The organism is Nocardioides sp. LS1, assembly GCF_003865225.1.
GTDB classification, from domain to species: domain Bacteria; phylum Actinomycetota; class Actinomycetes; order Propionibacteriales; family Nocardioidaceae; genus Nocardioides; species Nocardioides ginsengisegetis.
Map to the genome: position 1 here is coordinate 685,290 of NZ_BIFF01000002.1, position 20,634 is coordinate 705,923.

At 70.4% G+C, this 20,634-nt stretch carries 18 protein-coding genes; 3 read left to right on the plus strand and 15 right to left on the minus strand.

The genetic code is table 11. From position 1 onward, the window contains the following. Positions 1 to 13 precede the first annotated feature (13 nt). Positions 14 to 1,951, plus strand: a complete 1,938-nt coding sequence (locus tag EJF31_RS08135) for a 2-oxoacid:acceptor oxidoreductase subunit alpha (protein WP_125036580.1) — start codon at positions 14 to 16, stop codon at positions 1,949 to 1,951. Continuing rightward, entirely contained in the window at positions 1,948 to 3,048 is a 1,101-nt protein-coding gene (locus tag EJF31_RS08140; RefSeq protein ID WP_125036581.1) for a 2-oxoacid:ferredoxin oxidoreductase subunit beta, read from the plus strand. The genes EJF31_RS08135 and EJF31_RS08140 overlap by 4 nt, the downstream gene beginning before the upstream one ends. A 70-nt stretch (positions 3,049 to 3,118) precedes the next feature. Here EJF31_RS08140 and EJF31_RS08145 read toward each other — a convergent pair whose 3' ends face one another. Beyond that, complete coding sequence (locus EJF31_RS08145; RefSeq protein WP_125036582.1) at positions 3,119 to 3,508, minus strand: hypothetical protein; 390 nt, start codon at positions 3,506 to 3,508, stop codon at positions 3,119 to 3,121. Between the two features lie 123 nt (positions 3,509 to 3,631). Here EJF31_RS08145 and rarD point away from each other — a divergent pair, with 123 nt between their 5' ends. Then, positions 3,632 to 4,540: an EamA family transporter RarD gene (gene rarD / locus EJF31_RS08150; RefSeq protein WP_221767501.1), complete on the plus strand. Its 909-nt coding sequence runs from the start codon at positions 3,632 to 3,634 to the stop codon at positions 4,538 to 4,540. 8 nt (positions 4,541 to 4,548) lie between these two features. Here the strand turns inward: rarD and EJF31_RS08155 are convergent, their stop codons facing one another. The 14 genes from EJF31_RS08155 to EJF31_RS08220 all read right to left on the minus strand — a co-directional run bounded on the left by EJF31_RS08155 (position 4,549) and on the right by EJF31_RS08220 (position 20,626). Further along, positions 4,549 to 5,547, minus strand: coding sequence for a polyprenyl synthetase family protein (locus tag EJF31_RS08155; protein ID WP_221767502.1), 999 nt, complete (start codon positions 5,545 to 5,547; stop codon positions 4,549 to 4,551). Beyond that, a complete protein-coding gene (nuoN, locus tag EJF31_RS08160) occupies positions 5,544 to 7,088 on the minus strand; it encodes an NADH-quinone oxidoreductase subunit NuoN (protein ID WP_260430845.1) in 1,545 nt (514 codons plus the stop codon). Before nuoN ends, EJF31_RS08155 begins: the two co-directional genes overlap by 4 nt. A gap of 83 nt (positions 7,089 to 7,171) precedes the next feature. Further along, positions 7,172 to 8,716, minus strand: a complete 1,545-nt coding sequence (locus tag EJF31_RS08165; RefSeq protein WP_125036584.1) for an NADH-quinone oxidoreductase subunit M — start codon at positions 8,714 to 8,716, stop codon at positions 7,172 to 7,174. After that, the gene (gene nuoL, locus EJF31_RS08170) at positions 8,713 to 10,656 is read right to left on the minus strand and encodes an NADH-quinone oxidoreductase subunit L (protein WP_125036585.1); all 1,944 of its coding nucleotides are present in this window, start codon (positions 10,654 to 10,656) and stop codon (positions 8,713 to 8,715) included. Before nuoL ends, EJF31_RS08165 begins: the two co-directional genes overlap by 4 nt. Positions 10,657 to 10,669: 13 nt before the next feature. After that, entirely contained in the window at positions 10,670 to 10,969 is a 300-nt protein-coding gene (gene nuoK / locus EJF31_RS08175) for an NADH-quinone oxidoreductase subunit NuoK (RefSeq protein WP_125036586.1), read from the minus strand. Beyond that, complete coding sequence (locus EJF31_RS08180; protein WP_125036587.1) at positions 10,966 to 11,745, minus strand: NADH-quinone oxidoreductase subunit J; 780 nt, start codon at positions 11,743 to 11,745, stop codon at positions 10,966 to 10,968. Before EJF31_RS08180 ends, nuoK begins: the two co-directional genes overlap by 4 nt. Continuing rightward, positions 11,742 to 12,296 (minus strand): NADH-quinone oxidoreductase subunit NuoI, encoded by a 555-nt coding sequence (gene nuoI / locus EJF31_RS08185; RefSeq protein WP_125036588.1) that lies wholly within the window; start codon positions 12,294 to 12,296, stop codon positions 11,742 to 11,744. Before nuoI ends, EJF31_RS08180 begins: the two co-directional genes overlap by 4 nt. Continuing rightward, the gene (gene nuoH / locus EJF31_RS08190; protein WP_260430705.1) at positions 12,296 to 13,612 is read right to left on the minus strand and encodes an NADH-quinone oxidoreductase subunit NuoH; all 1,317 of its coding nucleotides are present in this window, start codon (positions 13,610 to 13,612) and stop codon (positions 12,296 to 12,298) included. The genes nuoI and nuoH overlap by 1 nt, the downstream gene beginning before the upstream one ends. Beyond that, the gene (locus EJF31_RS08195; RefSeq protein ID WP_125036589.1) at positions 13,609 to 16,026 is read right to left on the minus strand and encodes an NADH-quinone oxidoreductase subunit G; all 2,418 of its coding nucleotides are present in this window, start codon (positions 16,024 to 16,026) and stop codon (positions 13,609 to 13,611) included. The genes nuoH and EJF31_RS08195 overlap by 4 nt, the downstream gene beginning before the upstream one ends. Then, the gene (nuoF, locus tag EJF31_RS08200; RefSeq protein WP_125036590.1) at positions 16,023 to 17,327 is read right to left on the minus strand and encodes an NADH-quinone oxidoreductase subunit NuoF; all 1,305 of its coding nucleotides are present in this window, start codon (positions 17,325 to 17,327) and stop codon (positions 16,023 to 16,025) included. Before nuoF ends, EJF31_RS08195 begins: the two co-directional genes overlap by 4 nt. Then, positions 17,324 to 18,025 (minus strand): NADH-quinone oxidoreductase subunit NuoE, encoded by a 702-nt coding sequence (gene nuoE, locus EJF31_RS08205; protein ID WP_125036591.1) that lies wholly within the window; start codon positions 18,023 to 18,025, stop codon positions 17,324 to 17,326. The genes nuoF and nuoE overlap by 4 nt, the downstream gene beginning before the upstream one ends. Continuing rightward, complete coding sequence (locus tag EJF31_RS08210; protein WP_125036592.1) at positions 18,022 to 19,368, minus strand: NADH-quinone oxidoreductase subunit D; 1,347 nt, start codon at positions 19,366 to 19,368, stop codon at positions 18,022 to 18,024. The genes nuoE and EJF31_RS08210 overlap by 4 nt, the downstream gene beginning before the upstream one ends. Beyond that, the gene (locus EJF31_RS08215; protein ID WP_125036593.1) at positions 19,368 to 20,075 is read right to left on the minus strand and encodes an NADH-quinone oxidoreductase subunit C; all 708 of its coding nucleotides are present in this window, start codon (positions 20,073 to 20,075) and stop codon (positions 19,368 to 19,370) included. The genes EJF31_RS08210 and EJF31_RS08215 overlap by 1 nt, the downstream gene beginning before the upstream one ends. Then, positions 20,072 to 20,626 carry an NADH-quinone oxidoreductase subunit B family protein gene (locus tag EJF31_RS08220; RefSeq protein ID WP_125036594.1) on the minus strand — a complete coding sequence of 185 codons (555 nt, stop codon included), beginning with the start codon at positions 20,624 to 20,626 and terminating at the stop codon, positions 20,072 to 20,074. Before EJF31_RS08220 ends, EJF31_RS08215 begins: the two co-directional genes overlap by 4 nt. Positions 20,627 to 20,634 lie beyond the last annotated feature (8 nt).

Consider the following 20,634-nt stretch of genomic DNA (forward strand, 5'->3'; position numbering starts at 1 on the left):
TAGGGATGCTGCGGTGACAAAGCAGGTCAAGCAGCTCGACCGCGTGATCATCAGGTTCGCCGGCGACTCCGGTGACGGGATGCAGCTGACCGGTGACCGGTTCACGCAGGAGTCGGCGGTCTTCGGCAACGACCTGGTGACGTTGCCCAACTTCCCCGCGGAGATCCGGGCTCCCCAGGGCACGCTTCCTGGCGTCTCGTCGTTCCAGGTCCACTTCGCCGACCACGACATCCTGACCGCGGGCGACGCCCCGGACGTGCTGGTCGCCATGAACCCCGCCGCGCTGCGCGCCAACCTGGGCGACCTGCCCAAGGGCGCCACGATCATCGTGGACACCCACGACTTCACCGCCCGCAACCTGACCAAGGCCGGCTACACCGCCAACCCGCTCGACAGCATCGGCGACGCCGGGAGCCTGCTCGGCGAGTTCGCCGTGCACCCCGTGGACCTGACCGGCATGACCGTCGAGGCGGTCAAGGAGTTCGGCCTGTCCCGCAAGGACGCCGCCCGCGCGAAGAACATGTTCGCCCTGGGCCTGCTGTCCTGGATGTACGGCCGCCCGATCGAGTCGACGATCACGTTCCTGGAGAAGCGGTTCGCCAAGGTCGCCGACATCCGCGACGCCAACATCACCGCCTTCAAGGCCGGCTGGAACTTCGGCGAGACCACCGAGACGTTCGTGGTCTCCTACGAGATCAAGCCCGCTCCCATGGCCGCGGGCACCTACCGCAACATCACCGGCAACCTGGCCCTGGCCTACGGCCTGGTCGCGGCCGGCGTGCAGTCCGGGCTGCCTATCTTCCTGGGGTCCTACCCGATCACCCCGGCCTCCGACATCCTCCACGAGCTGTCCAAGCACAAGGCGTTCAGCGTGACCACGCTGCAGGCCGAGGACGAGATCGCCGGCATCGGTGCCGCGATCGGCGCCTCCTTCGCAGGCTCCCTCGGCGTCACCACCACCTCCGGCCCCGGCATCGCGCTGAAGTCCGAGGCGATCGGCCTGGCCGTGATGACCGAGCTCCCGCTGCTGGTCGTCGACGTGCAGCGCGGCGGCCCCTCCACCGGCCTGCCGACCAAGACCGAGCAGGCCGACCTGCTCCAGGCGATGTTCGGCCGCAACGGCGAGGCCCCGGTCCCGATCGTGGCCCCGCAGTCACCGGGCGACTGCTTCGACGCCGCGCTGGAGGCCGCCCGGATCGCGGTGACCTACCGCACCCCGGTCATGCTGCTCTCCGACGGCTACCTCGCCAACGGCTCCGAGCCCTGGCGGATCCCCGAGATCGCCGACCTCCCCGTCATCGACCCCGCCTTCGCCACCGGCCACAACCACGGCAGCGGCGAGGACGGCGAGGCGACCGAGTTCTGGCCCTACCTCCGCGACGAGGAGACCCTCGCGCGTCCCTGGGCCATCCCCGGCACCCCGGGCCTCGAGCACCGCATCGGCGGCCTGGAGAAGGGCGACGGGCACGGCAACATCGCCTACGACCCCGCCAACCACGACTTCATGGTCCGCATCCGCCAGGCGAAGGTCGACCGGATCGCCAACTCGCTGCCTCCGCTGGAGGTCGACGACCCCAGCGGCGAGGCGAAGGTCCTGGTGCTCGGGTGGGGGTCGACCTACGGCCCGATCGGTGCCGGCGTACGCCGCGTGCGCAAGGCCGGATACAACGTCGCCCAGGCGCACCTGCGCCACCTCAACCCGTTCCCCAACGACCTCGGCGAGATCCTCAAGCGCTACGACAAGGTGCTCGTGCCCGAGATGAACCTCGGCCAGCTCTCGATGCTGCTGCGCGCCAAGTACCTCGTCGACGCCATCGGCTACAACCACGTGCGCGGCCTGCCCCTCAAGGCGGCCGAGCTCGCCGAGGCCATCGGCGAGCTCGTCTCCCAGGCCGAGGGCGTGGACGTCGACCTCTCCGCAACCCTGACCACCCAGGAGGTGGGCAAGTGACCACGTCTACCGAGCTCCCGTTCCCCGGACTCCGCTCCGGCGTCGAGGGCGTGCCCACCAACGACGAACCCCAGACCGGCAAGGACTACACCTCCGACCAGGAGGTCCGCTGGTGCCCCGGCTGCGGCGACTACGCCGTCCTCAAGGCCGTCCAGGGCTTCCTCCCCCAGCTCGGCCTCCGCCGCGAGAACATCGTCTTCGTCTCCGGCATCGGCTGCTCCTCGAGGTTCCCCTACTACCTCGACACCTACGGCATGCACTCCATCCACGGACGCGCCCCCTCCATCGCCACCGGCATCGCCACCGCCCGCGAAGACCTCTCCGTCTGGGTCGTCACCGGCGACGGCGACGCCCTCTCCATCGGCGGCAACCACCTCATCCACGCCCTGCGCCGCAACGTCAACATGACGATCCTGCTGTTCAACAACCGCATCTACGGCCTCACCAAGGGCCAGTACTCCCCCACCTCCGAGGCGGGCAAGATCACCAAGTCCACCCCCATGGGCTCACTCGACCACCCCTTCAACCCCGTCTCCCTCGCCCTGGGCGCCGAAGGGTCCTTCGTCGCCCGCACCATCGACTCCGACCGCAAGCACCTCACCCACGTGCTCTCCGCGGCCGCCGCGCACCGCGGCACCTCCTTCGTCGAGATCTACCAGAACTGCCCGATCTTCAACGACGGCGCCTTCGACGCGATCAAGAACAACGACACCAAGGCCGACGCGATCATCCCGCTGGTCCACGGCGAGCCCATCCGGTTCGGCGTGGAGGGCAGCAAGGGCCTGGTCCGCGACACCGAGGGCGGCGGCGTCAAGGTCGTCACCGTCGGCACCGGGCACGGCGAGGTGGCCGCGGACGCGCTGCTGGTCCACGACGCCCACAACCCCGACCCGACGACCGCCTTCGCGATCTCGCGGCTCACCGACTCCGGCTACCTCAACCAGTCGCCCATCGGGATCTTCCGCCAGGTCGAGCGCCCGGCGTACGACGACGGGGCCCGCGGCCAGATCGCCACGGCCCGCGACGCCGCCCCCGGTGAACCCACCGAGCGACTGGCCGCCCTCATCGGCGGCGGCGACACCTGGACGGTCGTCTGACGCTGACCCGCCGCGGACAGCGCGAAGGGCCTCCACCCGAGAGGAGAGGCCCTTCGTCGTTGCCGGTGCGTCAGAGCTTGACGATGCAGAGCCCCTGCGAGCGCGAGAGCGCGAACTTCTGCGTGGGCGGGACCTTCACGCGGTAGCAGGTCTTCTGGCTGCCCTTGCCCGGGCCGTAGACGCGCAGCTTGTAGTGGCTGTCGTCGTGGGTCGAGAACTTCTTCCACGCGTGCCAGTCGCACGAGCCGCAGTCCTTCTTCTCCATCACCAGCGGCGCGTTGGCGTAGGTCGGCTTGACCTGCCCCTTGACGAAGAACCTGTTCGGCGTGGGCTCGATGCCCTTCGCAATGACCTCGTGCTTCGGCTTGTCGGCTGCCTCGGCGCCAGTCCCGACGACCAGCGTCATCGCGACGGCGATGACGAGGGCGACGAGCCCGATGATGACGCGGTGGATCCGCATGTGTTTCCCCCTGGATGCTTGAGTGTGTTCCTCTGAGCCCGTATCTGCCCATCACCTGCCAGCGCCAAACCACCCGGAGCGCACGATGCGGGGCGGGCGCCACCCCCGACCTAGACTGCGGCGGTGGGGGAATCGAGACGCGGGCTGGCACTGGGGGTCGCCGCCTACGGCATCTGGGGCGCGTTCCCCCTCTACTGGCCCTTGCTCGAGCCGGCCGGCGCCATGGAGATCCTCGCGCACCGGATGCTCTGGTCCGTGGTCACCATGGGGCTGCTCGTCGTCGCCCTGCGGCGTACGACGCAGTTCCGCGCGCTGCTGCGCGACCGGCGGGTCTTCACCCTGCTGGCGCTCGCCGCGGCCGTGATCACGGTCAACTGGTTCACCTACATCTGGGGCGTCAACAACGGGCGGGTCGTCGAGACGTCGCTGGGCTACTTCATCAACCCGCTGGTCACCGTGCTGATGGGCGTCTTCATCCTCGGGGAGCGGCTCCGCCCCCTGCAGTGGGTGGCGATGGGGGTCGCCGGCGCGGCGGTCGGCGTGCTCACGCTCGACTACGGGCACCTGCCCTGGGTGGCGATCGTGCTGGCCTTCTCGTTCGGCAGCTACGGGCTGGCCAAGAAGACCGCCAACGTCGGCGCGGTGGAGAGCCTCACCCTGGAGACGACCCTGGTCGCGCCCTTCGCCGCGCTGTACATCGGCTGGCTGGTGGCGCACGGTGAGTCCAACTTCGGCACCCACGGCCTGCCGCACGCACTGCTGATCACCAGCGCGGGCATCGTGACCGCCATCCCGCTGATCTGCTTCGGAGCGGCCGCCACGCGCGTCTCGATGGTGTCGCTGGGGCTGCTGCAGTACCTCGCGCCGATCCTGCAGTTCGCGCTGGGCGTGCTGTACTTCCACGAGGACATGCCCGCCGGCCGGTGGGCGGGCTTCGTCCTGGTGTGGGTGGCGCTGGCCATCTTCACCGTCGAGCTCGTCACGCACCGCCGCCGTCAGCTGCGGCTGACGGTCGTCGCGAGCACCGCCTGACAGCCCGCTCAGGCCGAGCGGACCGCCACGATGTCGGCGAAGGCCTCGAGGGCCTCCCGGACGGGACCGTCGGGCAGCACGGCCAGGAGTGCCTTCGCCTCCTGCGCGCGGGCGATGACGTAGGCGCGGGCCTCGTCCATGGCCGGGTGCTTGCGGAGCAGGTCGAGGACCTCGGCGTGGACCTGGTCGTCGGTCAGGTCGGCGTCGAGCAGCTCGAGCAGGCGGCCGTCGGCGGGGTCCTGGGACGCGCGGGCCATCAGCACGGGCAGGGTCGGCACGCCCTCGCGGAGGTCGGTGCCGGGCGTCTTGCCGGACTCGTCCGACTCGGAGGCGATGTCGAGGATGTCGTCGGAGAGCTGGAAGGCGCTGCCGACGATCTCGCCGTACGCCGTGAGCGCCTCCTCGACCTCGCGGGACGCACCGCCGAAGCGCGCGCCGTAGCGCGCCGACGTGGCGATCAGGGAGCCGGTCTTGCCGGCGACCACGTCGAGGTAGTGCGCGAGCGGGTCCTCCCCGGGGCCGGGCGTCACCGTCTCCAGGATCTGGCCCTCGACGAGGCGGGTGAAGGTCAGCGCCTGGATCTTGACGGCGTCCGGGCCGAGCTCGGCCGTGAGCTCGGAGGACTTGGAGAAGAGGAAGTCGCCGGTGAGGATCGCGACGTGGTTGTCCCAGCGGGAGTTGGCCGACGGGGCGCCGCGGCGCAGGTCGGCCTCGTCCATGACGTCGTCGTGGTAGAGCGAGGCGAGGTGGGTCAGCTCGACCACGCACGCCGCCGTGACGACCTCGTCGGAGCCGGCCCGGTCGCCGCACTCGGCGGCGAGCAGGACCAGCAGCGGGCGGAACCGCTTGCCGCCGGCCTCCATGAGGTGGCTGGCGGCCTCGGTCACGAACGGGGCGCGGGACTGCACGTGGCCGGCGAGGGCCTTCTCGACCTCCGCCATCCGGTCACGCAGGCGGGTCTCGAGGGCCACGTCGGTGACGGGAAGCGCGAGGTCAGAGGTGCTCACCTGATGAATTCTCCTGCATGCGCCGCGAGCGTGAGAACCGGGCCCGGGACGACGCCCAGCACGAGGGTGGCGGCGACGCCCACCAGGATGGTGCCGGAGGTCAGCAGCGAGGGCTTGGCGACCGCGGCCAGCTCACCCTCTCCCTCGACGAAGAACATCAGCACGATCACCCGCACGTAGAAGAACACCGCGACGATGCTGCACAGCACCGCGGAGATCACGACCGGCCAGGCGCCGGCGGACAGGGCGACGGTGAAGACCGCCCACTTGCCCACGAAGCCCGCGGTCAGCGGGATACCGGCCATCGACAGCAGGAAGAACGCGAACAGGCCGCCGAGCAGGGGCGAGCGGCGCCCGATGCCGGCCCAGCGCGCGAACTGGGTCGCCTCGCCGCCGGAGTCGCGGACCAGGGTGACCACGGCGAAGGCGCCGATCATGGCGAAGCCGTACGTCGTCAGGTAGAACAGCACGGCCTGCAGCGACGTGACCTGGCCGTCGGCGAGGTCGGCGGCGCTCTGGACGCCCAGGACGCCGGTCAGGAGGAAGCCGGTGTGGGCGACCGACGAGTAGGCGAGCATCCGCTTCACGTCGGTCTGCACGACCGCGAGGACCGCACCGACCACCATCGTCAGGATCGCGATGATCCAGAGCATCGGCTGCCAGCTCCAGCGGTCGGAGCCGAAGGCGACGTAGAAGAGCCGGAGCATCGCGCCGAAGGCGGCGACCTTGGTGCACGCGGCCATGAAGCCGGTGACCGCGGTCGGGGCGCCCTGGTAGACGTCGGGGGTCCACGCGTGGAACGGCGCGGCACCGACCTTGAAGAGCAGGCCGACGGCGAGCATGCCCATGCCGATCAGCAGCAGCGCGGAGTTGTCGGTGTCGTTGCGGACGGCCTCGTTGATGTCGGAGAGCTGCATCGAGCCGGCGAAGCCGTAGACCAGCGCGGCGCCGTACAGGAAGAAGCCGGAGGAGAACGCGCCGAGCAGGAAGTACTTCAGCGCCGCCTCCTGGCTGAGCAGGCGCCGGCGCCGGGCCAGGCCGCAGAGCAGGTAGAGCGGCAGCGAGAGGACCTCGAGCGCGACGAACATCGTGATCAGGTCGTTGGCGGCCGGGAAGAGCAGCATGCCGCCGACCGCGAACATCAGCAGCGGGTAGACCTCGGTGTGGTCCAGGCCCTGCGTGGACGCCTGGCGCTCGGCCTCGGTGCCGGGCAGCGCAGCAGCCTGGCCGGCGAAGGCCGAGACGCCGCCCTCGAGCCGGCGCTCGGCGAAGAGCAGCACGCCGCCGGTCGCGAAGAGCAGGATCAGGCCCCAGAAGAAGACGGTCGGGCCGTCGACCACGATCGTGCCCTCGGCCGCGATCAGGCCGTGGGCGGCGCCGTTGCCGAGGTCGGGGAGGTCGGCGGCCACGAAGGCGGTGCCGACGAGGGCGGCCACGAGCCCGGCCACCGCGAGGGCGGCCTGGACGACGTACCGACGCTCACGCGGCAGGAACGCCTCGACGAGGACGCCCGCGCAGGCGACGCCGAAGACGAGGAGCATCGGCCACAGCTGGGCGTACTCGATGTGGGGCTTGGTGAAGACCGTGTCCACGAGCGGGTCCACGAGGGGGGTGACGAGGCTGTTCACTGCTGGCCTTCCTCAGCCGTGCCGGACCCGGCAGCGGGTACGACGGGTTCGTCGTCGCTGACGCCCGTGTGCTGGAGCAGGGTGTCGATGGTCGGGTTGCTGACGTCGAGCAGCGGGCCGGGCACGAAGCCGAAGAGCACGAGCCCGATCATCAGCGGCACGACGGCCGCCAGCTCGCGGCGGTCGAGGTCGCGCACGCCCACGTTGGCGGCGTCGTCCGGGGAGCCGGGGCCGGTCATCGTGCGCTGGTACATCCACAGCACGTAGACGGCGGCCAGGACGATGCCGCTGACCGCGATCGCACCGGCCCACCAGGCCCGGTCGAAGGCGGAGATCAGCACCAGGATCTCGGAGACGAACTGGCTCAGGCCGGGTAGGCCCAGGGTGGCCAGGCCGGCGACGAGGAAGGTGCCGGCGAGGACCGGCGCGGTCTTCTCCAGCCCGCTCATCTGGCTGATCAGGGACGTGCCCTTGCGCTGGATCAGGAAGCCGGCGATGAGGAACATGGCCGCGGTCGCGATGCCGTGGTTGACCATGTAGAGGATCGCGCCGGAGCCGCCCTGCGAGCTGAACGCGAAGATGCCCAGGGTGATGAAGCCGAAGTGGCTGAGCGAGGTGAGGCCGATCAGGCGCAGCACGTCGTCCTGGCCGATGGCGATGAGCGCTCCGTAGACGATCGAGATCAGCGCGAGCGCGAAGACGACCGGCGTGGCCCACTTGGAGGCCTCGGGGAAGAGGCCGAGGCAGAAGCGCAGCATCCCGAAGGTGCCGATCTTGTCGAGCACGCAGACCAGCAGCACGCTGGTGCCGGGCGTGGCCTTCTCGGTGGTGTCGGCCAGCCAGGTGTGCAGCGGGAACAGCGGCGCCTTCACCGCGAAGGCGATGAAGAACCCGGCGAACAGCCAGCGCTCGGCACTGGTGGACATGTCGAGGTTCGCGAGGTCGGAGAGGAGGTACGTCGGGCGGCCGGCCTGGGCGGAGACGACGTACAGGCCGATGACCGAGGCGAGCATGACCAAGCCGCCGCCGAGCTGGTACATGAGGAACTTCAGCGCCGCGAAGGCCCGGCCCTCACGGCCGAAGCCGCCGATCAGGAAGTACGCCGGGATCAGCGTCGCCTCGAAGACGACGTAGAAGAGGAACACGTCGGTGGCCGCGAAGACCGCCAGCGAGAGGCCCTCGAGCGCCAGCGCCCAGGCGAAGAACGCCGACGGGTTCGAGGAGTCGGCGTCGTGCCAGGAGGCGACGAGCACGATCGGCACGAGCACGACCGTCAGCAGGATCATCAGCAGGCCGAGCCCGTCGACGCCGAGGGCGTAGTGGACGCCGAACGCGTGGATCCACTCGTGGTCCTCGGTCAGCTGCATGCCGCCGCCGGTGTCGTACTGCGCGGCGATCACCACGGCGACCGCCAGCGTCAGCAGCGAGACCGCGACCCCGAGCTGCCTGGGCAGCACCGAGCCGGGGGCCTTCGGGACGAACGCGACCAGCAGCGCGCCGACGAGCGGCACGGCAATCAGGATCGTGAGCCAGGGGGTCATGCGAGGTTCACCGCCAGGAGAGCGAGCACGACGAGCAGGACGCCGCCGAGCAGGGAGAGGGCGTAGGAGCGGACGAAGCCGTTCTGGACCTTGCGCAGCGTGAGCGCCACGGCACCGATCGCGACCGGGCCGCCGGTGAGGACACCGTCGACGCCGTGGCGGTCCATCCCGAGCAGGCCACCGACGAGGCGGCGACCGGGGTTGACCACGAGGCCGTCGTTGATCGCGTCGCCGTAGAGGTCGGCGCGGGCTGCGCGGGTGACGAAGGAGACGTCCTGCGGGGCGGTGCGCGGCACGTCGCGCTTGCCGACGAGGAACCAGGCGGTGGCGACACCGACGGCCACGACGAGGACGGCGAGCAGCGAGATCACCAGGGCCGGGACCGGCAGGTCCTCCTCGGGAGGCGTGCCGACGACCGGGGACAGGAAGTCCTGGATCCAGCCGCCCGCGAGCATCAGGCCACCGAGCACGGACAGGGCCGCGAGCACCATGAGCGGGATCGTCATGACCTTCGGCGACTCGTGCGGGTGGACGCCCTTGGCCCAGCGCTTGTCGGTGATGAAGGTCAGCAGCATCAGCCGGGTCATGTAGAAGCCCGTGACGCCGGCGCCGAGCAGGGCGCACAGCCCGACCAGCCAGTTGTCGGCCAGCGCGACCTCGATGATCTTGTCCTTCGACCAGAAGCCGGAGAAGCCCGGGAAGCCGATGATCGCGAGGTAGCCCATCGCAAAGGTCAGGAACGTGACCGGCATGGCCTTGCGCAGCGCACCGTAGTGGCGCATGTCGACGTCGTCGTCCATGCCGTGCATGACCGAGCCGGCGCCGAGGAACATGTTGGCCTTGAAGAAGCCGTGCGTGAGCAGATGGAAGATCGCGAACGCGTAGCCACCGACGCCGAGGCCGGCGCCCAGCATCATGTAGCCGATCTGGCTCATCGTCGACCCGGCCAGGGCCTTCTTGATGTCGTCCTTGGCGCATCCGATGACCGCACCCCAGAGCAGCGTCACGCAGGCGACGACCACGACCACGGTCTGGGCGGTCGGCGCGAGCTCGAAGATGAAGTTGGAGCGGGTGATCAGGTAGACGCCGGCGGTCACCATGGTGGCCGCGTGGATCAGCGCCGAGACCGGGGTCGGGCCTTCCATCGCGTCGAGCAGCCAGGACTGCAGCGGCACCTGGGCCGACTTGCCGCAGGCGCCGAGCAGCAGCAGCACGCCGAGGACGTTGAGGACGTTGTCGCTCGCGCCCGAGGAGACCGCGGAGATGCCCGAGAAGCTCGTCGTCCCGAACTGGACGAACATCAGCATGATCGCCAGGGACATGCCGATGTCACCGACGCGGTTGATGACGAAGGCCTTCTTGGCCGCCGCCGCCGCGCTGGGCTTGTGCTGCCAGAAGCCAATGAGGAGGTACGACGCGAGGCCGACGCCCTCCCAGCCCAGGAACAGGCCGAGGTAGTTCTCCGAGAGCACCAGCATCAACATGGCGGCGACGAAGAGGTTGAGGTAGCCGAAGAACCGGCGGCGCCGGGGGTCGTGCTCCATGTAGCCGATGGAGTAGACGTGGATCAGCGAGCCGACCCCGGTGATCAGCAGCAGGAACAGCGCCGACAGCGGGTCGTAGAGCAGGTCCATGCCGACGTTGAGGTGGCCGACCTCGAACCAGGTGTAGAGGTGCTGGCCGACCTGGCGGTCGCCCGCGTCGCGGCCGAGCAGCCCGAGGAACATCACCAGGCTGAGCGCGAACGAGCCGATCGGCAGCAGGGTGCCGAGCAGGTGGCCGAACCGGTCGAAGGGCTTCGGCGCGATCGCGCCGCCGACGAGCAGGATCGCGGCGCCGGCCAGCGGCAGCGCCACGACCAGCCACAGCAGCGCGTAGACGCCGTCGGCCTGGCCCGGGTCCACGACAGGGATCGGCACGGCTTCGTGCAGGGCGTACATCTGGGCGGACTCCTCAGTACTTCAGCAGGCTCGCGTCGTCGACCGAGGCCGAGCGACGGGTCCGGAAGATGGTCATGATGATCGCGAGCCCGACCACGACCTCGGCCGCGGCGACGACCATCACGAAGAACGCCGCGATCTGGCCGTCGAGGTTGCCGTGCTGGCGGGAGAAGGCGGCGAGGGCGAGGTTCGAGGCGTTGAGCATCAGCTCCACGCACATGAACACCACGATCGCGTTGCGCCGGGTCAGCACGCCCACGCAGCCGATCGTGAACAGGATCGCGGAGAGCACGATGTAGGGAGTGATGCTCATGCGTCGGTCTCCTCCTCGTCGGTGGTCCGGCCGGCCAGCGAGCGCTGCACGCCCTCGATGTCCTCGGCGAGCGCCGGGGCGGACCGGACCGTGCCGCGCGCGGCGAGCACCCGGCTGATCGAGGCCTCCGAGGCGGTGCCGTCGGGCAGCAGGGCCGGGGTGTCGACCGCGTTGTTGCGGGCGAAGACGCCCGGGGGCGGCAGCGGGCCGAGGTGCAGGCCCTTCTCGCCGTAGTCGCGGACGCGCTGGGCGGCCAGCATCGCCTGGGTGGGCTTGGGCGTGAGCCGCTCGCGGTGGGCCAGCACCATGGCGCCCATCGCCGCGGTGATCAGCAGGGCGCTGGTGACCTCGAAGGCGAAGACGTACTGGGAGAACAGCACCGCGGCGAGGCCCTGGATGTTGCCTCCGGCGTTGGCGGTGTCCAGGCCCACGGCCGACCCCAGCGAGATCTGGCTGAGCGCCACCACGAGCACGAGGCCGAGCAGCAGGCCGAGCACGATGGCCAGAGCCCGCTGGCCGCGGATCGTCTCCACGACCGAGTCGGAGGCGTCGACGCCGACGAGCATCAGCACGAAGAGGAACAGCATCAGGATCGCGCCGGTGTAGACGATGATCTGCACGGCGAACAGGAACGGCGCGTCCAGGGCGGCGTAGAGGATGGCCAGGCTGATCATCACCACGGCCAGGAGCAGGGCGGCGTGCACGGCCTTGCGGACGAACAGGATGCCCAGCGCCGCCAGGGTCATGATCGGTGCGAGGCACCAGAAGGCGATCACGGCACGATCTCCTCGGTCGGGGCGGGGGCGGCGTACTGGCCCCGGTAGTAGGCGCCTTCGTCGTCGCCGAGCCGCATCGGGTGCGGCGGCTGCTCCATGCCGGGCAGGAGCGGAGCGAGGAGGTCGGACTTCTCGTAGATCAGGTCGGCACGGTTGTCGTCGGCCAGCTCGTACTCGTTGGTCATCGTCAGCGCGCGGGTCGGGCAGGCTTCGATGCACAGGCCACAGAGGATGCAGCGCAGGTAGTTGATCTGGTAGACGCGGCCGTAGCGCTCACCCGGGCTGAACCGCTCGTCCTCGGTGTTGGAGGCACCCTCGACGTAGATCGCGTCGGCCGGGCAGGCCCAGGCGCACAGCTCGCAGCCGATGCACTTCTCCAGGCCGTCGGGCCAGCGGTTGAGCTGGTGCCGGCCGTGGAACCGCGGCGCGGTGGGCAGCTTCTCGAAGGGGTACTGCTCGGTGACGACCTTCTTGAACATGGTGCGGAACGTGACGCCGAAACCCGCGATGGGGTCCCAGAACTGTTCCTTCATGCCCTTGGACTCAGCCATCAGAGGTCCTCCCCAGCGGCGACAGTGGACGTGCGGGACTCGAACGTGAGCGGGACGGCCGCGCCGCGGACGGCACCACCGGCAGGCATCGGCGGGACGGGGAAGCCGCCCGTGGCGCGCCCGGACTCCTCGGTCTCGGTGACCGTCGGCTCCTCCTCGGACTCGCCGATGAAGAACAGCGCGAGGAACAGGACGGCGAGCACGCCGATGCCGATGAGGAGGTACTGGCGGTCGACGCCGCCGTCGAGCGACACCGAGCGGATCGTGGCGACGGCGATGATCCACACCAGCGAGATCGGGATGAGCCGCTTCCAGCCGAACGCCATGAACTGGTCGTAGCGCAGCCGCGGCAGCGACCCGCGCAGCCAGATGAAGACGAAGATGAAGAACAGCACCTTGCCGAAGAACCACAGCACCGGCCAGTAGCCCGTGTCGGCGCCGGGCCAGATGTTGATGAGCCCCCACGGCGCGTGCCAGCCGCCCAGGAAGAGCGTGGTCGCGAGCGCGGAGACGGTCGCCATGTTGATGTACTCGGCGAGGAAGAACAGCGCGAACTTCAGGGAGGAGTACTCCGTGTGGAAGCCGCCGACCAGCTCGCCCTCGGCCTCGGGGAGGTCGAACGGCGCGCGGTTGGTCTCGCCGACCATCGAGATCGTGTAGATCACGAACGACGGGACCAGGATCAGGCCGAACCAGAACTTGTCCTGGGCGGCGACGATCTCGCTGGTGGACATCGAGCCGGCGTAGAGGAAGACCGCGACGAGGGCCAGACCCATCGCGACCTCGTAGGAGATCATCTGGGCGCTGGAGCGCAGCCCGCCCAGCAGGGAGTACGTCGATCCCGAGGACCAGCCGCCGAGCACGATGCCGTAGATGCCGATCGAGGCGATGGCCATCACGAACAGCACGGCCACCGGCATGTCGGTGAGCTGCAGCGGCGTGCGGACGTCGCTGAACGGCACCTTCACGGTCGGGCCGAACGGGATGACCGAGAACGTCACGAAGGCCGGCACGGCCGCGATCACCGGGGCCAGCAGGAAGACCACCTTGTCGGCGGCCTTCGGGATGATGTCCTCCTTCAGCGCCAGCTTCACGCCGTCGGCCAGCGACTGCAGCAGGCCGAAGGGCCCGTTGACGTTGGGGCCGATCCGGTGCTGCATCCGGGCAACGACCCGGCGCTCCCACCAGATGTTGAACAGCGTGAGCAGCACCAGGACCAGGAAGATCAGGACGGTCTTGATGGTGATGACCCACCACGGGTCGTGGCCGAACGCCGAGAGGTCGTCGGCGGCCAGCACGTTGATCGTCGAGATCACAGGTCCGCTCCCTTCACGGTCACGGTCGAGCCGGGCGAGGCCAGGCCGGCCAGGACGCCCGACCCGACGGAGTTGGTGGGGACCCACACGACGCCGTCGACGACGTCGGCCACCTCGGCGGGCAGCGTCATCGAGCCGCGGTCGCCGCTGACGGTGACGGTCGGCCCGACGGCGTCGTACACCGCCTGGCTGACGCGGGCCACGGGCACGCGGGCGGTGGCGGCGAGGTGCTTGTCACCGGCCTGGAGAGAGCCGTTGTCCAGCATCGGCTTCCAGGTCGCGAGGCGCAGCGCGCCGGCCGGGGCGGCGGCCGCCGCCGGGGTGGGTACGTCGATCGCCGGGGCGCGCTCGCCGTCCCAGGGGCCCATGTCCTCGATCTGGTCGCGGGCCTCGGCGACGGTGCGGAAGCCGAGCGCGTTGCCGCGACCGAGCTGCGCGAGCTCCTCGGCGATGCCGGAGAGCACCCGCAGGTCGGGCAGCGAGCCGGGCGTGCCGAGGACGGCCTCGAAGGGCCGCACGCGACCCTCCCAGTTGACGAACAGGCCGGCCTTGTCGGTCACCGGGGCGACCGGGAAGACGACGTCGGCCGCGCGGGTCACGTCGGTCTCGCGCAGCTCGAGGGCGACGACGAAGCGGGCGGACTCGATCGCGGCGCGGGTGGCGGCGGGATCGGTCGTGTCGTCGGGGTCGACGCCGCCGATGACCAGGCCGCCGATCTCGCCGGCGGCGAGCGCGGCGACGATCGCGTCGCCGTCGCGGCCCTCGGCCTCGGGCAGCCCGACGACGCCCCACGAGGTGGCGGCGTCGACACGGGCGGCGGGGTCGGCGACCGGACGACCACCGGGCAGCAGGTTGGGCAGGCAGCCCATCTCGACGGCGCCGCGGTCACCGGCCCGCCGCGGGACCCAGGCGAGCCGGGCTCCGGTGGTGCGGGCCAGGCGGGCGGCGGCGGACAGCGCGCCCGGCGACGTCGCGAGCCGCTCGCCGACCAGGATGACGCCGGTGGCGTCGAGGCCGTAGTCCCCGTGCGACACCAGGGCGTCGAGCGCGGCGGCCTCCTCCCCCGGCGCGGTCGGGACGAGCTGACCGTTCATCTTGGTCAGCCCGCGCGTGGTGAGCGGGGCGATCGCGACGACGCGCGTGCGGTGGCGACGCGACGCCTTGCGCAGACGCAGGAAGATCGCACCGGCCTCGTCCTCCGGCTCGAGGCCGGCCAGCACGACGGCGGTGGCCTTCTCGAGGTCGGAGTAGGTGACGGCGCCACCCTCGGGGCCGGTCACCGCGACCTCGGCGGCCAGGAACGCCGCCTCCTCCGCGGAGTGCGGGCGGGCCCGGAAGTCGATGTCGTTGGTGCCCAGGGCCACGCGCGCGAACTTGCTGTAGGCGAAGGCGTCCTCCGCGGTGACCCGGCCGCCGGTCAGGACGGCGGACGCCCCGGCGTCGTTCAGGCCGCGGGCCGCGACCGCGAAGGCCTCGGTCCAGGACGCCGGACGCAGGCTGCCGTCGGTGTCGCGGACCAGCGGGTGGGTGAGCCGGTCGGGCTGCGTGGCGTAGGTGAACGCGAAGCGGTCCTTGTCGGTGATCCACTCCTCGTTGACCTCGGGGTCGTTGCCGGCGAGGCGGCGCATCACCTTGCCGCGACGGTGGTCGACGCGGATCGCGGAGCCGCAGGCGTCGTGCTCGGCCACGCTCGGCGTCGAGACGAGGTCGAAGGGCCGGGAGCGGAAGCGGTACTCGGCGGAGGTCAGCGCACCGACCGGACAGATCTGGATGGTGTTGCCGGAGAAGTAGGACTCCAGCGGCTCCTTCTCGTAGATGCCGACCTGCTGGAGGGCACCCCGCTCGATGAGCGCGATGAAGGGGTCGCCGGCGATCTCCTCGGAGAAGCGGGTGCAGCGCGCGCAGAGCACGCAGCGCTCGCGGTCGAGCAGCACCTGCGCGGAGATGTTGATCGGCTTGGGGTAGGTGCGCTTCACGCCGCCACCGGCGGAGAAGCGGGACTCGCCGCGACCGTTGGTCATGGCCTGGTTCTGGAGCGGGCACTCGCCGCCCTTGTCGCAGACCGGGCAGTCGAGCGGGTGGTTGATGAGCAGGAACTCCATGACGCCCTGCTGCGCCTTGTCGGCCACCTCGCTGGTGGCCTGGGTGTTGACGACCATGCCCTCGGCGACCGGCAGCGTGCACGAGGCCTGCGGCTTGGGGAAGCCGCGTCCGTTGCCGGCGTCGGGGATGTCGACCAGGCACTGGCGGCAGGCGCCCACGGGCGCGAGCAGCGGGTGGTCGCAGAAGCGCGGGATCTGCACGCCCACCTGCTCGGCGGCACGGATGACCAGGGTGTCCTTGGGGACGCTGACCTGGATGCCGTCGATGGTGAGCGAGACGAGGTCCGTCGTCACGTCGGGGGTCGTGCTCATGCGCTGGCTCCTGCGGGCGCGAAGGCGGTCGAGGCCGCCGGGTCGAACGGGCAGCCGCCGTGGCTGAGGTGGGCGAGGTACTCGTCGCGGAAGTACTGGATCGAGCTGGAGATCGGGCTCGTCGCGCCGTCGCCGAGCGCGCAGAACGAGCGGCCCAGGATGTTGTCGCACTGGTCGAGCAGCAGGTCGAGGTCGGCCTCGCTGCCCTGGCCCTTCTCGAGCTTGGCCAGCGTCTGCACCAGCCACCACGTGCCCTCGCGGCAGGGCGTGCACTTGCCGCACGACTCGTGCTTGTAGAACTCCGTCCACCGCAGCACCGCGCGGACCACACAGGTGGTCTCGTCGAAGAGCTGCAGCGCGCGGGTGCCGAGCATGGAGCCGGCCGCGCCGACGCCCTCGAAGTCGAGGGGCACGTCGAGGTGCTCGGCGGTCAGCAGCGGGGTGCTGGAGCCGCCGGGGGTCCAGAACTTCAGCTCGTGGCCCTCGCGGATGCCGCCGGCGAGGTCGATCAGCTCGCGCAGCGTGATGCCGAGCGGGGCTTCGTACTGGCCGGGCGTGGTGACGTGGCCCGAGAGCGAGAAGATGCCGTAGCCCTTGGACTTCTCGGTGCCCATCGAGGCGAACCACGCGTGGCCGTTGCCGATGATGCTGGGCACCGACGCGATCGACTCGACGTTGTTGATGACCGTCGGGCTGGCGTAGAGGCCGGCGACGGCGGGGAAGGGCGGGCGCAGGCGGGGTTGGCCGCGGCGGCCCTCGAGGCCCTCCAGCAGCGCGGTCTCCTCGCCGCAGATGTAGGCGCCGGCACCGGCGTGCACCACGACGTCGAGGTCGTAGCCCGAGCCGTGGATGTCCTTGCCGAGGTGGCCGGCGAGGTAGGCCTCCTGCACGGCGCGCTGCACCCGGCGTACGACGTGGAGCACCTCGCCGCGGATGTAGATGAACGCCTTGTTGGCCCGGATCGCGTAGGAGCTGATGATCACGCCCTCCACGAGGGTGTGCGGCGTGGCCATCATGAGCGGGATGTCCTTGCAGGTGCCCGGCTCGGACTCGTCGGCGTTGACGACGAGGTACTTCGGCCGGGGGTTGTCCTGCGGGATGAAGCCCCACTTCATGCCCGTCGGGAAGCCGGCGCCGCCGCGGCCGCGCAGGCCGGACTCCTTGACCTCCTCGATCACGGCGTCGGGGGTCATGCCGAGCGCCTTGTCGAGGGCGGCGTACCCGCCGTGCTCCTCGTACGACGCGAGCGTCCAGCTGCGCTCGGCGTCCCAGTTGTCGGTGAGGACCGGGGTCAGGCTCACTTGCCCTCCTGCGTGGTCGCATCGGTGGTCGAGCCCGTACCGGTGGTCGAGCCTGCCGAGACCGGGGCGGTCCAGCCGCGCTCGCGGGCGATCCTGAGACCGGCCAGCGAGGCAGGACCGGCGCCCGGGCCCTCGTCGGCCCGGTCGTCGGGGAAGCCGGCGAGCACCCGCTCGGCCTCGCGCCAGGTGCAGATGCGCGGGCCGCGGGTGGAGGTGACCTCGACGCCGGAACGGAGGTCGTCGACCAGCCGGGTGGCCGACTCCGGGGTCATGTTGTCCATGAACTCCCAGTTGACCATCATCACCGGGGCGTAGTCGCAGGCCGCGTTGCACTCGACGTGCTCGAGGGTGATCTTGCCGTCGGCGGTGGTCTCGTCGTTGCCGACGTCGAGGTGCTCCTTGAGCCGCTCGAAGATCAGGTCGCCGCCCATCACCGCGCACAGCGTGTTGGTGCAGACGCCGACGTGGTAGTCGCCGACCGGCTTGCGCTTGTACATCGTGTAGAACGTCGCGACGCCGCTGACGTCGGCGGCCGAGATGCCGAGGATGTCGGCGCAGGCCTCGATGCCCTCGGGCGTGATCCGGCCTTCGGTGGACTGCACGAGGTGCAGCATCGGGAGCAGGCCGGAGCGCTTCTCGGGGTAGCGAGCCGCGATGTCCTCGAGCTCGGCGTAGGTCTTGTCGTCGAGGGCGGTCACCTGTCGACGCCTCCCATCACGGGGTCGATGGACGCGATCGCGACGATGACGTCGGCGACCATGCCGCCCTCGCTCATCACGCTCGTGGCCTGCAGGTTGGTGAAGGACGGGTCGCGGAAGTGCGCCCGGAAGGGGCGGGTGCCGCCGTCGGAGACCACGTGGGCGCCGAGCTCGCCGCGCGGCGACTCGATCGGCACGTAGGCCTGGCCGGGCGGCACGCGGAAGCCCTCGGTCACCAGCTTGAAGTGGTGGATCAGGCCCTCCATCGACTCACCCATGATGTGGCGGATGTGGTCGAGGCTGTTGCCCATGCCGTCGGAGCCGATCGCGAGCTGGCTGGGCCAGGCGATCTTCTTGTCCGCGACCATGACCGGGGCGCCCTCGAGGCCGGCGAGCCGGTCGGCGGCCTGCTCGATGATCTTCAGGGACTCCCACATCTCGGCGAGCCGGACCCGGAAGCGGCCGTAGGAGTCGCACGAGTCCCAGGTCTGCACCTCGAAGTCGTAGTCCTCGTAGCCGGAGTAGGGCTGGGTCTTGCGCAGGTCCCACGGGTAGCCGGTGGCGCGCAGCGGCGGACCGGTCAGGCCCAGCGCCAGGCAGCCCTCGAGGTCGAGGTGGCCGACGTCGACGAGGCGGGCCTTGAAGATGGGGTTGGCGTTGCAGAGCGCGGCGTACTCGGGGAGCCGCTTCTTCATCAGCGCGATGAAGTCGCGGATCTCGTCGAGGGCGCCGGGCGGCAGGTCCTGGGCGACGCCGCCGGGGCGGATGAACGCGTGGTTCATGCGCAGGCCGGTGATCAGCTCGAAGAGGTCGAGGACCAGCTCGCGCTCGCGGAAGCCGATCGTCATGACGGTCAGCGCGCCGATCTCCATGCCGCCGGTGGCGATGCAGACCAGGTGGGAGGAGATCCGGTTGAGCTCCATGAGCAGGACCCGCATGACCTGGGCCTTCTCGGGAATCTGGTCCTCGATGTCGAGCAGCCGCTCGGTGCCCAGCACGTAGGTCATCTCGTTGAAGAACGGCGAGAGGTAGTCCATCCGGGTGCAGAACGTGACGCCCTGGACCCAGGAGCGGTACTCCATGTTCTTCTCGATGCCGGTGTGGAGGTAGCCGATGCCGCAGCGGGCCTCGGTCACCGTCTCGCCCTCGAGCTCGAGGATCAGGCGCAGCACGCCGTGGGTCGAGGGGTGCTGCGGGCCCATGTTGACCACGACCCGCTCGTCGGCCTCGTCCATGCTGCCGGCACGGATGCCGTCGACGATGGAGTCCCAGTCCTGGCCGGTGACCGTGAAGACCCGACCCTCGGTCGTGTCGCTGGTGCCTGCGTAGATGTCCTGAGTCATCAGCTGTACGACCTCCGCTGGTCCGGCGGCGGGATGGTGCCGCCCTTGTACTCGACGGGGATGCCGCCCAAGGGGTAGTCCTTGCGCTGCGGGTGGCCCGGCCAGTCGTCGGGCATCAGGATCCGGGTGAGCGCCGGGTGGCCGTCGAAGACGATGCCGAACATGTCGAACGTCTCGCGCTCGTGCCAGTCGGCGGTCGGGTACGTCGCCACCACGGACGGGATGTGCGGGTCGGCGTCGGGGGCGCTGACCTCGAGGCGGATCCGGCGGTTGTGGGTCATCGAGAGCAGGTGGTAGACCGCGTGCAGCTCGTGGCCCGCGTCGTCGGGGTAGTGCACGCCGCTGACGCCGGAGAGCAGCTCGAAGCGCAGCGCCGGGTCGTCGCGGAGGTGGCGGACGACGGCGAGCAGGTCCTCACGGCGTACGTGGAAGGTGATCTCGCCGCGGTGCACGACCACGCGGCCGATCGCGGCGGCCAGGCCGTCGTCGGCGAGCCGGGCCTCGAGGGCGTCGGCGACCTCGTCGTGCCAGCCGCCGTAGGGGCGCTGGGCGTCACCGGGGTAGACGATCGGCGCGTTCAGGCCGCCGTAGCCGCTGGTGTCGCCGCTGCCGCGCACGCCGAACATGCCCTGGCGGGTGCCGACGGGGCGGACCTCGTCGCGCGGCGCCGGCGTGGCCGGGGTGGTGTCGGGGGTCTGGTCGCTCACCGGAGCAGGCCCTTCATCTCGGAGGTCGGCAGCGCCCGCAGTGCGGCGGTCTCCTGCTCCTCGATCTCGGCGAGGCGGTTGCTGCCGAGCTTGGCGTGCTGGACCTGGTCGTGCAGCTTGAGGATCGCGTCGATCAGCATCTCCGGCCGGGGCGGACAGCCGGGGAGGTACATGTCGACGGGGACGACGTGGTCCACGCCCTGGACGACGGCGTAGTTGTTGAACATGCCGCCGCTGCTGGCGCAGACGCCCATCGCGAGCACCCACTTGGGCTCGGGCATCTGGTCGTAGATCTGGCGCAGGACGGGGGCCATCTTCTGGCTCACCCGGCCGGCCACGATCATCAGGTCGGCCTGCCGCGGGCTGGCCCGGAAGACCTCCATGCCGAAGCGCGCGAGGTCGTACTTGGGACCGCCGCTGGTCATCATCTCGATGGCGCAGCAGGCCAGGCCGAACGTCGCCGGCCAGAACGAGGCCTTGCGCATGTAGCCCGCGACGCCCTCGACGGTCGTCAGCAGGACGCCGGACGGAAGCTTCTCTTCAAGACCCACGGGGTGTT